The 14,241-nt window shown below is 75.7% G+C and carries 9 protein-coding genes; 3 read left to right on the top strand and 6 right to left on the bottom strand.

From position 1 onward, the window contains the following. Positions 1–82: 82 nt before the first annotated feature. From mycP to eccB, 4 genes are all read right to left on the bottom strand, one after another. Positions 83–1,312, bottom strand: coding sequence for a type VII secretion-associated serine protease mycosin (gene mycP, locus ACZ3YO_RS36925; protein ID WP_465578259.1), 1,230 nt, complete (start codon positions 1,310–1,312; stop codon positions 83–85). Positions 1,313–1,428: 116 nt separating this feature from the next. Further along, entirely contained in the window at positions 1,429–1,722 is a 294-nt protein-coding gene (locus ACZ3YO_RS36920) for a WXG100 family type VII secretion target (protein ID WP_465553077.1), read from the bottom strand. Between the two features lie 75 nt (positions 1,723–1,797). Beyond that, positions 1,798–2,088, bottom strand: a complete 291-nt coding sequence (locus ACZ3YO_RS36915) for a WXG100 family type VII secretion target (RefSeq protein WP_396325588.1) — start codon at positions 2,086–2,088, stop codon at positions 1,798–1,800. A 178-nt stretch (positions 2,089–2,266) separates the two neighbouring features. Further along, complete coding sequence (gene eccB / locus ACZ3YO_RS36910) at positions 2,267–3,946, bottom strand: type VII secretion protein EccB (protein ID WP_465578256.1); 1,680 nt, start codon at positions 3,944–3,946, stop codon at positions 2,267–2,269. Positions 3,947–4,221: 275 nt separating this feature from the next. Between eccB and eccE the strand changes: the two genes are divergently transcribed. The 3 genes from eccE to ACZ3YO_RS36895 all read left to right on the top strand — a co-directional run bounded on the left by eccE (position 4,222) and on the right by ACZ3YO_RS36895 (position 8,978). Next, complete coding sequence (gene eccE / locus ACZ3YO_RS36905) at positions 4,222–5,520, top strand: type VII secretion protein EccE (protein WP_465578254.1); 1,299 nt, start codon at positions 4,222–4,224, stop codon at positions 5,518–5,520. Then, the gene (locus ACZ3YO_RS36900; RefSeq protein WP_465553070.1) at positions 5,520–6,287 is read left to right on the top strand and encodes a hypothetical protein; all 768 of its coding nucleotides are present in this window, start codon (positions 5,520–5,522) and stop codon (positions 6,285–6,287) included. Before eccE ends, ACZ3YO_RS36900 begins: the two co-directional genes overlap by 1 nt. A gap of 240 nt (positions 6,288–6,527) precedes the next feature. Continuing rightward, positions 6,528–8,978 carry a MinD/ParA family ATP-binding protein gene (locus tag ACZ3YO_RS36895; protein WP_465578251.1) on the top strand — a complete coding sequence of 817 codons (2,451 nt, stop codon included), beginning with the start codon at positions 6,528–6,530 and terminating at the stop codon, positions 8,976–8,978. 76 nt (positions 8,979–9,054) lie between these two features. Here ACZ3YO_RS36895 and ACZ3YO_RS36890 read toward each other — a convergent pair whose 3' ends face one another. Continuing rightward, on the bottom strand, positions 9,055–9,999 hold the full coding sequence (locus ACZ3YO_RS36890; RefSeq protein ID WP_465578249.1) for a bifunctional riboflavin kinase/FAD synthetase: 945 nt from the start codon (positions 9,997–9,999) through the stop codon (positions 9,055–9,057). A 66-nt stretch (positions 10,000–10,065) separates the two neighbouring features. Then, the gene (locus ACZ3YO_RS36885) at positions 10,066–14,040 is read right to left on the bottom strand and encodes a hypothetical protein (RefSeq protein ID WP_465578247.1); all 3,975 of its coding nucleotides are present in this window, start codon (positions 14,038–14,040) and stop codon (positions 10,066–10,068) included. Positions 14,041–14,241: the final 201 nt, after the last annotated feature.

Here is a 14,241-nt window from a genome sequence, read left to right as displayed (position 1 = left end):
GCGCCCCCTGCTCTCGTCGTCGACATCTCTTGGATGCGGCGGGCAGGGCCGGATGTTACAGACGGGCCGGAAAGTCTCCGGTTCAGTTCGAGGGGCGGCGGCGGTGGTCGCGCAGCACGATGCCGCCGCCGACGAGGAGCGCGACGAGCAGGGCGCCGATGCCCAGCACGTAGGTCGCGGTGCGCCCGTCGCGGTCGGCCTGGGTCTCGCCGAGGCCGACCGGCTGCGGCACGATCGGGGCGGCGGCCAGCTCGACCGGCGGGTCCTCCTGCGCGGCCTCCGGCGCCACCTCGGGCGCCTTGGTGACGGCCTTGACCGGGTCGACCACGCCCCAGCCGACGTACTCGTTGGCCTTGCGGTCGGTGCGCTGCGCGGTCTGCTCGATCCAGGCGCGGACCTGCCGCGCCTTCCACTTCGGGTGGGCGCCGACCAGCAGCGCCGCCAGGCCGGAGACGTAGGGCGCGGCGAAGCTGGTGCCGTTGTCCACGCACTGGCCGCCGTGGGGAACGGTGGAGAGCATGTCGACGCCGGGCGCGGCGACGTCCACGAAGTCGCCGTACTGGGAGAAGGGGGCGCGCTCGTTGTTGCGGTCGGAGGCGCCGACGGCGAGCACGGTGGGGAACGCCGCCGGGTAGGTGTCGCCCTCCTTGCCGTCGTTGCCCGTGGAGGCGACCACCACGACGTCCTTGGCCTCGGCGGCGTCGATCGCGGCCTTCAGCTCGGGGTAGCCGGCGAAGCCGGCGTCGCCGGCTCCGCGCACGTCCTGGGAGATGTTGATGACCTTGGCGCCCTGCTGGACCGCCTGGCTGATCGCGGCGGCCAGGGTGTGGACGTCCCCGCTGCCCTCCGCGTCGTTCTGGCGGATCGACAGGATGCGGGCGCTCGGGGCGAGCCCGACGAAACCGGTCACGTCGCTGCGGGCGGCGGCGGCGACGATGCCGGCCACCTTGGTGCCGTGGCCGACCGGGTCGACCTTGCCACCGCCCTCGGGCTTCTGCCCGTCCTTCTCCTTCAGCAGCGAGCCGCCGTCGAGGACCTTGTCGGCAAGCTGCGGGTTGGTGTCGTCCACCCCGGTGTCGATGACGGCGACGGTCACGCCCGCGCCGGTGGTCCGGCCGCCCTGCCAGAGCTCGTCGAGCACCATGCGCTGGAGCGACCACGGGACGGCCATCACGTTCTGGGCGGACTTGGAGCAGTCACCGGCGGCGGCGAGGCCGGGGCCGTCCGCGTGCGCCGGGCCGGCCAGCGGGCCGCCGAGCACCGCGAGTGCCGCCGCCGTCGCGGCCGCCTTCCGGTACCTGACTACGGACACCCTGCCACCCCTCATGTCTTCCACCCCGTGGTTGCGCGTCAGGGGCGGGTGCCCGGTACCGGGCACCCGCCCCTTCGGCGGAGTCACTCATGCCCCCGACGGGGGCTCAGGCTCCGTCAGGTCCAGAGCTTCTTGTTGCTGTTCTCGGTGTTGTTGTAGCTCTCCGCCGCCTGGTCCAGAGCGGTGGCGATCTTCGCCAGCGTCTCCTGCAGGTGGGCGGCGCGCTGGTCCCACTGCGTCTGGTGGGCGCGGTAGCCCTCCTGCGCAGCACCCTGCCAGCTCTGGGCGATCTTGTTGACGCCGCTCTTGAGCTCGTCGAGCTGGTTCTTGATCGTGTTGGCGGTGTTGCGAACCTGAGTACCGGCACCTCGCACGGTCTCGAAGTTCACCAGAATCTGGCCGTCGGACACAGTGTCTCCTTGTCGAGATGGCGACGTCGACCCTCAGCCGGGGACGTCGATGACTGACCTGGCAGAAAGCAGGGATCAGGCCTTGAACGCGGTCTGCTGGTCCGCGTCGGTCTGCGAGTACTGCTTGGTCGTGATCTCGATCGCGCCCTTGATGGCCCGCAGCGACTCGTTCAGCTTGGCCGCGTCCTGGTTGAACTCGGTCTGGAGGTTGCCGTAGGCGGCAGCCGCCTGGCCCTTCCAGCCGCCCTTGACCGAGTCGACCAGCGCGTTGAGGCTCTTGATCTCGCCGTCAATCTTGCCGATGACCTCGTCCATGTGCTTGGCGAAAGCCAGCATCTCCTGAGCGGTCGTCGTGAACTGACCCATGCTCTACCGTCCCCCATGAGACAGACATTGTGTCCGGGCAGCCGTTTCCGGCCACTCCGCGCATCACGGTGTGATGTCCTGCAGCACTGTAGTCGGCGTACGCAGCTGGCCCAACACCGGGCAACTGCTAGTTACGAGACCATGACACTGTGACCAATTCCTTTACCGGGCAGGGCCGTCACGCGTTCTGCTGCTGGGCCGCGCTCTTGGAGTTGAGCGCCGGGCCGGCCGGCACCAGGTTCGACCACTGCTGCGGCACCGGAACGGGCTGAAGCCCCTGGTAGCCGAGCCGGGCCTGGTTCCCGCCGGTCTCCTCCTGCTGCGGAGGCGCGGCCGGGTCGGTGGGCTGGGCCGACGGGGTCTTGGTGGCGCTGGGGCTCGGCTGCCCGGGCGGCGCCGTCGCCGAACCGCCCTTGCCGCCGGTGCTGTTGGCCGGCACCGCGTAGCGCAGACCGGTCTCGGTGATCAGGTAGTCGCTGCCGGAGCCGTCCACGCCGCTGTCCAGCGCCCGGTAGAACAGGCCCAGACCGGGCGTCACATGGGCCGAGACGGCCGCGCCGGTACCGGACTTCACCGGGTAGTCGGAGCCCGCCCAGACGCTGCGACGGGGGGTCTTGCCGTCCTCCGCCACGCCGTCGAAGGTGCTGCAGAGCACCATCTTCGCGTCCTTCTGCGCCTGCCAGTTGTTGGCGGGCGCACCGGTCCTGCTGGGCCAGTCCTTGCCACCCTCCCCCATCAGCGGCGCGTCGCTCTTGAGCGCGGCGTGCTCCGCCGGCGTGATGTCGTCGATCCGGGGGTTCTTGTTCGCGTCCTGGTTGTACAGCGGCTGCAGCGCCGGGTTCTGACGGATCAACTCGGCCTGGAACTGGGTGATCAGGTACAGCTTGTCCTTGCCCACCACGTAGTACCGGTCGCCGGCCTTGACCAGCCGGCCGACCTTGCGGTCCTCGGCGTTCTGCAGCGCCACCGAGGAGTTGGGGGCCTTGGCGTCCGGGACCAGCCCGTCGATCTTCGGGAAGGCGATGTCGCTGCCGTTCGACAGGGTGTCCAGCCACTCCTTCTTGACCGGCTGGGAGGTCGCGGTCGTCCCGAAGATGGCACCCATCAGCTGCGTCTTGGTGTCGTCCGGGTCGTTCGGCGCGATGGCGTGCTTGCGGCCCTTCGCGTCGATCAGGAAGAGCTTCAGCTTGCTCTGGCCCGCCGCCGGCTGGCCCGCGCCGGGCTGCACGGTCACCTGCTGGTCGTCCTTCTGCTCCACCAGCAGCGCCTGGTCGACGTCGAGCACCCGGTCCTTGGCCTCCAGCGCCTTGGCGTCGGCGCCGCCCGCCACGAACACCGCCTGGTTGACGGTCGCCTGCTTGTCGTCCGAGCCGGGGCGGTCACAGACCGACCACTTCATCGCCCTGCTGACGTTGTCCTTGGTCGGCAGCTTGTCCGGCGCGTACGGGATGCCGATCGTCGGGCCGTGGTTGGGGTACTTGTCGAGCACGTCGTCGGCGACCACCACCACCTTGGCGTCGGCCGCCAGCACCAGCCGCGCCGAGGCCATGTTGAGCACCTGGTGCAGCCGCTTGGTCTTGCCGTCAGGGTCCTTCAGCACCACGTAGCGGGTGGTGCTCTGCTTGCCCTGGATGATGTTCTTGCCGTCGTCCCAGCCCACCGGCGCGCTCGGCTTGAACACGCCCCAGAGCCCGAACCCGCCGACCACCAGCGCGCCCACCACCACACTCGGCAGGATCGCCTTGACCGGACGCGGCGCGTCCTCGTCACTGCCTCCGCCGCCGGGCAGCAGAAAAGCCCCGACTGTGCGCTTGCGGGCGAACGTGTAGGCGTTCAGCTCGTCCCGGCGTGATGCCATCCTCGTCGTCTCCCCTGTCCGACCGACCTGCCCCGTGAGTCCGCACCCGCCGGGCGAGAGCGACCTCGAACCCTCTACGATGCGGCAGCAGACGGTGAGTACGGTACGGGTACGGTTCGCGAACCGGCCAACCGGGCCGCGACAACTGATCAGAGAGGGCCACTCGGGGGATGCCAAGCCAGACCGCTCAAGGGCGCCGCAGCACGGCACAGGGCAGGGGGTCGCGCCGGTCCGGCCGGCGGGCACAGCACGACCCGGGCTCCGCCTCCGCGCCCGTGCCCACGCCCGCCGGCGGGCCCGGCTCCGCCGTCCCGGTGCGCGTCCACCCCCGGCCCGGGCTGCTCGGCGGCCGGCTGAGGCTCCAGCAACTCGTACTGGTCGAGGTCGCGGTGGCCCTGGTGGCGGTCGGCTGGACCATCAGCAAGCCGATGGCCGGCGCCTTCGGCGCGGTCGCGCTGACGCTGGTCGTCCTCGCCGTGATCCCGCTGCGCGGCCGGACCATCCCCGAGCTGCTGCTGGTGCGCTCGACCCTGAAGGCCCGTCGCAAGCAGGCCCGGACCAACGTGCCGCCGGCCGGCACCGACCCGGCCCTCGCCCCCGCGCTGGAACTCGAACCCGCCCTGCGCACCTACACCCACGCCACCGAGACCGACTTCGGCGGCCGCCCGATGCGCCGCGAGACCGGCATGGTCGGCGACGGCACCTTCCTCAGCTCGGTCCTGCTCGTCCAGGCCAAGGACCAGCCGCTGCGCCCGGTCCGCACCGCGCTGCCGCTGCCGCTGGACGTGGTCTGCTCGGCGCTGCAGGTGGACGACATCACCCTGGAGTCGATCCAGGTCGTCCAGCACACCCAGCCCGCTCCCGCCCCGCACCTGCCCGAGCAGTCGCTGGCCTCCCGCGCCTACCGCGAGCTGCCGGACGGCACCGCCACCCCCGGCCTCCGGCTGACCTGGGTCGCGCTCAAGCTCGACCCGGAGCGCGCCGCCACCGCCGTCCTCGCCCGCGGCGGCGGCGAGGACGGCGCCCGCAAGGCGCTCCAGCGGGTCACCGACCAGCTGGCCGGGCGGCTCAACAGCGCCGGCTTCAACGCCACCGTGCTGGACGAGCGGGAGCTGATCGCCGCACTCGCCATCTCCAGCTGCGCCAACCCGCTCGCCGTGGCCGGACGCCAGGGCACCGGAAGCGGCGGCGGCAGCGGGCGCCGCACCCAGGAGAGCAACCGGTTCTGGCGGATCGACGACCGCTGGCACAGCACCTACTGGGTCTCCCGGTGGCCGCAGCTCAGCCGCCCCGGCGGCTCCCCCGGGCGGATCGCCGCCCCCGACCTCGTCAACCTGGTCACCGGCTCGCCCGCGCTGGCCAGCACCTTCAGCCTGACCGCCGGTCACGGCACCGGCGGCTCGGTGACGATCAGCGGCCACGTCCGGGTGACCGGGCGCAGCGAGAGCGAGGTGGTCCAGGTCGGCCGCCAGGTGGAGGCCCGGGCCCAGAGCGCCGGCCTCGGCCTGACCCGGCTCGACCTGGAGCAGGCCCCCGGCATGCTCGCCACCCTGCCCCTGGGAGGTGTTTCCTGATGGCTTACCAGACCTATCCGGCCCCCGGCCCGCAGCCCGGCGCCGAGCAGCCCCGGGTCCGGCCGCGCATCCTGCCCGGCTTCGGGCTGCGCGGCCCGCGCCGGGAGAAGCACGTGCTGACCGTCGAGGACCTCGGCGCGCTCTCCTTCCCCGTCGGCGACGACGGCGTGCTGATCGGCGAGGACGTGCAGCAGCAGCCCGCCGTCCTCGGCCTGTTCCGGCCCAGCGCCTACGACCTCGTCCTGGTCGGCGGCGTCTGGACGGCCCAGATCATCGCGCTGCGGGCGGCCGCCACCGGCGCCCGGATCGCCGTCGAGACCGCCCGCGCACAGCTCTGGGGCCCGATGGCGCAGGCCGCGGGCGGCGGCCAGCCGTGCGTGACGATCCACCAGGTCGGCCGGCTCGGCCCGCAGGGCGCCTCGGTGAACTCGCCGGTGCTGGTCGTGCGCGACCTCGGCGTCCGCCCGCCGCGCAGCAGGCTCTCCGCCGCACCCTGGCAGACCACCCTGACCCTGCTGCCCTACCTGGGCCCGAACGCGGCCCGGGTGCTGAACGCGGCCGACCTGGTCGGTGTGCAGCGGGTCTCGCCGCAGGAGGCCGAGCTGATCGGCCGGGTGCTCTCGCTCGGCCCGCAGGACGTCGCCTCGCTGCCCACCCTCGGCGACGACATGACGCTCTGGACGACCCGGATGCGCCGCCAGTACGTCCGGGCCATCGCCGGGCAGGCCGAGCAGCAGGTCCTGGGCGGTCCGCGCCGGATCGACTGACCGCGGTGCGCGCCCCCGCCGGTGCCCCGGTGCTCCCCGGCCGTGCTTCCGGCCGCGCCCCCGCCGTTGTGCCGGTGCCGCCCCGGTGTCCGCCCGGATTCCCCCGGTTCCGGCCCGGTGCTCGCCCGCCGGTTGCCCGGCGAGATGAGACTCCGCCTTCAACGGGGGCTGGTGCACGGCCTAGTCTTTGATGCGGCAACGGCACCGCGAACAGCGGCGGCGAACACGAGGGAGCCCTAGGTGAGCAGCGATCGGGACGGCGTCTACGTCGGCGACAACGCGGCGGAGGACGACGACGACTGGTCCGACGCGCCCGACTACTCTCCCCCGTCCTGGTACGTGCAGACGGAGGCCGCCGCGGCTCCGGCCGCGCCGGTGACGCCCGGGCCTGCGGCCGGAGCGGCGGGCGGGCCACCGGGTACGGTGGGCGCGCCGGCGGCGGGGGCCGCCGCGGCGGGGGCTGGTTCGGGAGCTGCGGCCGCACCGGTGCCCGCTCCTTCTCCCGCACCCGTGCCCGCCCCTGCGCCCGTACCCGCGTCGGAGGCGGCGCCGGTGGCGACGCCTGCGCCGACCCCGGTGGGCGCGCCCGCGCCGGTGGCCTCGCCCGAGCCTGCGCCGACCGTCCTGGCCGCGCCGCCCGTCGTTCCGGGGGTGGACGGTCCTGCGGTGCCGCCGCAGGCGGTCGCCGGTCCGGCCCCCGTCCCGGGCCCGGAGACGGCCGCGGCCCCCGCGCCCGCCACCCACGTCGAGGCGCAGCACGTCCCGTTCGCCGCGCCGTCGGCCGAGGCGGCCGCGCCGGTCCCCGGCCCCGCGCCGGTCCCAAGCCCCACGCCGGAGCAGCCGCAGGCCGCCGCGCAGTCCTGGCCGCCGGCCGCCCCCACGACGCCCCAGCAGCCCGGGCCGTACGCGGACCCGCAGCAGCAGCCGCAGCCGTACGCGGACCCGCAGCAGCCCGTGCAGCAGCCGGTCCCGCAGGTGCAGCCGCACCAGGTCCCGCAGCAGGCACACCCGTACGCCCAGCCCGTGCCGCCGCAGGACCCGCAGGCCGCCTGGGCCCAGGCCCAGCAGGCACCGGGTCCGCAGGCACCGGGTCCGCAGGCGCCCGGTCCGCAGGCGCCGCCGGTCGACCCCCGGCAGGCCGGCTGGCCGCAGCCGAACACCTACCAGCAGCCCCCGCAGCAGGTGCAGCCGCAGGCGCAGCAGCAACCGCAGCAACCCCAGCAGGCCCAGCCGCAGCCCCAGCAGGCCCAGCAGCCGGGTCCGGCCCAGCCGTGGCAGCAGGCGCAGCAGCAGCCCCAGCAGCAGGCTCCGGCGGCGTTCCAGCAGGCCGCAACCCCGCAGCAGACCGCGCACGGCGCCCCGCTCGGCTACACGGCCGCGGTCGAGCTCTCCTCGGACCGCCTGCTGCGCAGCCAGCCGAAGCAGCAGCGCCAGCAGCCGCGCTTCCAGTTCGGCGGCAAGGCCGCCGCGGCCGAGAAGGCCCGCAAGCTGGAGGTCATCCGCACCCCGGTGCTGAGCTGCTACCGGATCGCCGTGATCAGCCTCAAGGGCGGCGTCGGCAAGACCACGACCACCACCGCGCTCGGCGCGACCCTGGCCAGTGAGCGCCAGGACAAGGTGATCGCGATCGACGCCAACCCGGACGCGGGCACCCTCGGCCGCCGGGTCAAGCGCCAGACCGGCGCGACCATCCGCGACCTGGTGACGGCCATCCCGCACCTGCGCAGCTACATGGACATCCGCCAGTTCACCTCGCAGGACCTGCACTCGGGCCTGGAGATCCTGGCGAACGACGTCGACCCGGCCGTCTCGACGACGTTCAACGACTCGGACTACCGCCAGGTGATCGACGTGCTGGGCCGCCAGTACCCGATCATCCTGACCGACTCCGGCACCGGCCTGCTGTACAGCGCGATGCGTGGGGTGCTGGACCTCGCCGACCAGCTGATCATCGTCTCCACGCCGAGCGTGGACGGCGCCTCGTCGGCCTCCACCACGCTGGACTGGCTCTCCGCGCACGGCTACGCGGACCTGGTCCAGCGCAGCATCACGGTGGTCTCCGGGGTCCGCGAGACCAGCAAGATGATCAAGGTCGAGGACATCGTCGCGCACTTCCAGACCCGCTGCCGCGGCGTCGTCGTGGTGCCGTTCGACGAGAGCCTGGCGGCCGGTGCCGAGGTCAACCTCGACATGATGCGGCCCAAGGTCCGCGAGGCGTACTTCGATCTGGCCACCCTGGTCGGCGAGGACATCATCCGCGCCCAGCAGTCCGCCCAGCAGTCCGGCTGGCAGCAGCAGGCGCAGCAGCCCCCGCAGGCCGCCGCGCCGTACCCGGGCCAGCCCCAGCCGTACGCGGACCCGCAGCAGCAGGGCTACCCGCAGCAGGCACAGCCGCAGCCCTACCCGCAGCCGGGCCAGCCCGGCCAGGGCGGCTACCCGGCCAACCAGCCCGCGCCCGGCGCGCCGTGGTCCCCGCAGCCGGGGCAGACCCCGCCGCCCCCGCCGGGCTACGGCTACCCGCAGGCCCAGCCGCAGCCGGGCACCCAGCCGCCGCAGCAGGACTGGCAGCAGCAGGCCCAGCCGCCGGCCGGCTACGGCTACCCCCAGGGGCAGCCGCCCCAGGGCCAGCCGCAGCCGGGTGCGCAGCCGCCTGCCGGGTACGGCTACCCGCAGCCGCCCCAGCAGCAGTAGCAACGCGGAAGGGCCCGCCGGCCGTCTCGGGATCGAGACCGGCCGGCGGGCCCTTCGGTGTCCGCGGACGCGGGCGTCAGTCGGCGTCGGTGAGTTCGCGGGCCTGCTTGACGTCGTCGGCCATCCGGTCCAGCAGCGCGTCGATGGAGTCGAACTTCTCCATCCCGCGCAGGTACGCCAGGAAGTCGACGGCGACGTGCAGCCCGTAGAGGTCCAGGCCGACCCGGTCGATCGCGTAGGCCTCGACCGTGCGGGCGGTGCCGTCGAAGGTCGGGTTGGTGCCGACCGAGATCGCCGCCGGCATCCTCTCGCCGTCGGCCGTCAGCCAGCCCGCGTAGACGCCGTCGGCCGGGATCGCGCTGTGCGGCACGGTCTCCACGTTGGCGGTCGGGAAGCCCAGCTCGCGGCCGCGCTGCGCGCCGCGGACCACCACGCCCTCGACCCGGTGCGGGCGGCCCAGCACCTCGCCGGCGCCGGTCATGTCGCCGGCCGCGACCAGCCGCCGGGTCAGCGTCGACGAGAACGGCTCGCCGTCGCCGGCCGCCCCGCGCACCTCCAGATCGAGCACCTCGACGCCGCAGTCGGCCGCCCGGCCCAGCTCGGTGAGGAGCCGGACGTCGCCGGCCGCCCGGTGCCCGAAGCGGAAGTTGGGGCCCTCGATGACCAGGCACGCGTGCAGCGCGTCCACCAGCACCTGCTGGAAGAAGGTCTCCGGGGACTCCTTCGAGAACTCGGCGGTGAACGGCAGTACCAGCACGGCGTCCACGCCGAGCGCCTCGATCAGCTCGGCGCGGCGCGGCTGCGGGGCCAGCAGCGGCGGGTGGCTGCCCGGGCGGACCACCTCGCTCGGGTGCGGGTCGAAGGTGACGACGACCGAACGGACGCCGTGTTCGCGGGCGCGCTCGACCACCCGGTTGATGATCAGCTGGTGTCCGCGGTGCACACCGTCGAACGAACCGATGGTGACGACGCTGCGTCCCCAGTCACCGGGGATCTCCTCCAGGCCACGCCAGCGCTGCACCCTGACCGCTCCTTGTTCCGTACGGCGCGTACCTTCTGTACGCTCAAACGCTCAAAACCCGAACCCCTATAGCGTGCCATGCGCCTGCCCCTGCTTCGGCACCGGAAGGCGGGTTGGGCGCACCGCCGGGTACCGGGCCGGGCCGGCCGGTGTGCGAACGGTCACCTGCTCGTCCTCCCAGGCGTCCTCCTGCCCTGCACGGCGCCCGGTTTCGGGCCCTTCGCCGCGCGCTTCGCCCCGTTCGGCGTCGGCGGCGGCGTACTGCGGGTCGCGCCCGGCCGCCGCCAGCGCCCGCAGCCGGTCCAGCCCGGGCCCGCGCGGCGGGAGCGGCCAGCCGTCCTCGGGCCACTGCGCCAGCAGCAGCGCGAACTCCGCCGAGCGGACGGCGCAGCGGACCAGCAGCCCGTCCGCGTCCGGCAGTCCGGCCACCACCCGGGCCAGCACCGTCCGGGCCCGGGCCGGCCGTTCGGCCGCGCAGTGCCCGGCCAGCCGCTCCACGACGGCTCCGAGCACCTCCGGGTCGCTCTCGGCGGCCAGCAGCGTGTCGAGCAGATCACACCGCAGGGCGTCCGCCGCGGCCTGGGCCACCGGCACCGCCAGCACCTCCGCGAACGGCCGGCGCACGGCCGCCTCCCGGGCCGCCAGGGCGCTGCCGAGAAGCAGCCTCAGCTCCAACCGGGCGGCCGGCTCCTCGGCCGCCCCGTGCCGCAGCCGGCGGCCCAGGTAGTCGACGGCGACCGGGCCCCCCGACGCCGGCTGCGCCCGCAGCAGCCGGGCGGCCAGCTCGGCGCCCCGCCGGCCGGCCGGTGGGGCGGCGTCGGCCAGCACCCGCAGGATCTCGGCGACCGGGGTGCCCGGCCGCTCCAGCCGGTCGGCGAACGCGGCGACCACCGGCTCCGGGTCGCTCTCCAGCGCCGGGGCCAGCGCCCGCGCGGTGAGGAAGCCGTCCTCGCCGTGGCGGTAGACGGCGAGCGCCGCCGGCAGGTGGGCGGCCCTGGTCCGCCCGTCCCGGACCAGCAGGGCCAGGGCGGCGCCGTGCAGCCCGGGCTCCTCCTCCCGGGCCAGCAGGGTCAGCGCGGTGAACCGCAGCAGCTCCGCACCGGCGCCGCGCGCGTGCGGGGCGGCCCGCAACGCGTGGACGGCGGCGGCGACATGGCGCTCCGGCCGCCGGTCGTGGCTCCAGCGGTCCACCGCCCGGCAGAGCGCGGAGGGCTCCTCGGAGGCGAGCACGGTGAGCAGCGCGTCCGCCCCCGGGTGCGCGGCGTCGGCCAGCGCCTCCGTCAACTCGTCCAGCGCCAGTGCCCGGTGGGCGTACAGCAGGTCGTGGGCGAGGTCGGCGACGGTGGTGCCGGGGCGGCCGGGCAGGCCGCGCGGGTCGTCGAACCAGCCGCAGAGCAGCGGCAGCACGCCTGCCGGGTCGGCGCGCAGCCGGCCGGCCGCGGCGGCGAGAAACGGCTGCCCGGGGCCGTCCGCGGTCACCAGGCGGCGCAGCAGCTCCAGTTCCTGCTCCGCAGGCAGGCCGAGACCGGTCCAGAACGCCGGGCCGAAGCGGCCCAGACCGTCGGCCGGCAGCCGCTCGAACCCTCCGGCCGCCGGGGCGACTTCGGCGATCCGGACGGCCAACTGGCCGAGCAGCGCGCGGTGTTCGGCGAGGTCCGGACTGGCCGCCAGCCCGGCCACCAGCAACCGGCCCGCCCACCAGCCCGGTTCACTGCCCGGCGGGCGCAGGTCCAGGGCCCGCCAGATCCGGTGCAGCCAGGGATCCAGGGCGGGCGCGCCCCAGGTCTGCGCCAGCCGCCGCAGCGCGGCCGCCACCGGGCCGACCCGGTGCCGGGCCACCGAACGGGCCTCCCCCGCCGGCCTGGGCCCCTCCTGCCCGGTGGCGGGCGAGGGGGGCGTGTCCTCGGCCTCGCCGAGCAGCAGGCGCAGCGCCGCGTCGAGGTCCAGGTGCAGGCCCTGCAGCCAGTCGGAGAACTCGCCGTGGGCGAACCGGTAGCCCGGCCCGGCGGGCACGAACAGACCCTCCGCCAGGACGGCCGTCGCCCAGCCGCCCGCCACCGGGAACAGCTCCTCGAACACCGCCCGGCCGAGCCCGCCCTGCTCCGCCCCCAGCATCCGCCGGGCCGCCTCGTGTACCCGGCCCGCCACCGCGGCCGCCAGGCGCCGCACCCGGCCGTGCGACAGCCCCGCCGGCCGCCCGGCGCCCCGCCGGTGGGCCCCCGGCCGCCGGGGCCGCCCGTCGAAGGCGAGCCGCTGGGCCACCCGCAGACAGCGCAGGTCCAGCTGCGCCGCGAACAGCTCGCCCCGGCCCGGCGGCTCGCCGCGCACCCCCTCCGCCCACAGCTCCCCGGCCAGCCGCACCGCCAACGGATGCCGGGCGTCCGCCGGCGCCGGCCATCCCGGCGGCAGCCCGTACCGGCGCCGCACCCGGTCCGCCGCCTCGGCCGGCAGCGGCCCGAGCCGGTGAACGGCGAGGGCCCTGCGACAGCGGCAGCCCGCGCCGTCCGGTAAGCCGCCGGACGGGCCCGCCGGCCCGCCTACGACACCACCCGGCGCATGGCGTTCCCCGGCCGCCGCCCAGGCGTCACCCCCCTCCGGGACGCACCGGCCGGCGGCCGTGGCCCCCTGCTCCACCGCCGCGTCCCCTGAACCACCCGGCAGACGGTGCTCCCCCGGCACCGCAGCCCCGCCGCCCCCGCCCGGCAGGCACCGGCCGGCGGCCGGGCCGCCGCACCCCGCCGCCCCACCGCCGACACCACCCCCCGCATACCGCTCCCCCCATGCCACGCCGTCGTCGGCCCCGTCCCCGTCCGGCGCCAGCCGCTCCCAGGCCTCCTCCCCGCAGGCCGTGACCAGCCGTGCGCCGGTGGCCGTCAGCCACTCCCCGGCCGCCCGCAGCCAGGCCGAGTCGAGCGGGACGGGCGCCTCCTCGGGCCCGTCCAGGATCACCAGCAGCGGCCGCCCCGCCGCCGTGCAGAGACCGGCCACGGTGTCCGGCCCGGGCACCGGGCGGCTGCCCAGGGCGGTCGCGGCCGCCGCCAGTGCGCACTCCACCGCGTCGGCGAGCGCGGCGGACTCCGCGCGCAGGTCGGCGCCGCGCAGCCAGAGGGTGGGCAGCGGACGGTCGCCGCCACCGCGGCGGGCGGCGAGCGCGGCCAGTTCGGTGCTCCGGCCCGAGCCGGGCGCGCCGACCAGGGCGGTGACCGTCGCGGCCGGCTCGTCCCCGGCCAGGCCGTCCGGACGGTCGACCCGGTCGGCGGCCAGGGCGCCCACCCGGTCGGGGCCCGCACCGGCGGACGCCACCTGGGCGGCGGTGAGGCGCAGGACACCCGCCAGGTTGAGCGCCGGCCCGTACGCCGGGACACCGGCGTCGTTGCGCGCCAGCGCCTCGGCCAGCTCCGGCGCGCGCTCCCCCGCACCGCCCCCGTACGCGGGGACGGCCGCGAGCGCGCCCGCCTGCTCGGGCGCGCGCACGGCCGGCGCGGCGACGCCGATCACCACGCCACTGCGGGCGTCCAGCACGGGCGCCCCGGCGGGCACGGCCACCGCACCGCCGCCGGCCGGCAGACCGAGCAGCAGCACGCCGCCGAGCAGGTGGAAGCGGTCCGGCCCCACGGCCGGCGCCGAGGGCACGTAGACCGCCCCGGTGGCGCCGAGGAGGCCGCAGGCGAGCGCCACCACCCGGCCGTCCTCCCCGCTCAGTGCGGGCAGCACCACGTCGCGGCCGGTGAGCACGCCGTCCGGGCGGGCGACGGGCAGCGGCGGCACCGGCAGCCCGCCGACGCCGTCGGTCCACAGCAGGGCGAGGCCCTGCCCGGGCAGCGGCAGGACGCACTCCGGGCCCAGGACGCGGGTCTGCCCACCGGGGGTGTGCAGGACGATCCGGTCGAGGCCCGCGACGCTCTCGTGGGCGGTGAGGACGGTGCCCTGCGGGTCGGCGACGAACCCCAGCCCGTGCAGCCGTCCGTCCAGGTCGCGGATCCGCAGCAGGTACCGCCCCGGATCGTGCGCCGCCTCGTCTCCGTCCAGGGTTCCCGGCATTCGCGCAGCCCTCCCCGCAGGGCCCCGCCGGCCCGGGAGCGGACTCGTCGCGGCGACCTGCTCGCCGCCCGGGAGCCTGCCCGCCGTGGGCGCGCCCCGACCCCGCCCACGCCGCCCACCACCATGGTTCACCTCGCGCGCTCCCCCGTGCGGGTGAACCTCGGCATCGGCCCGCCCATGCTCCCCGTGCGTGGCCCCGCC

This window comes from Kitasatospora sp. NPDC022785 (assembly GCF_055561295.1).
Note: the sequence above shows the minus strand (reverse complement) of the source record. Positions and strands in the feature narration are given on the sequence as shown.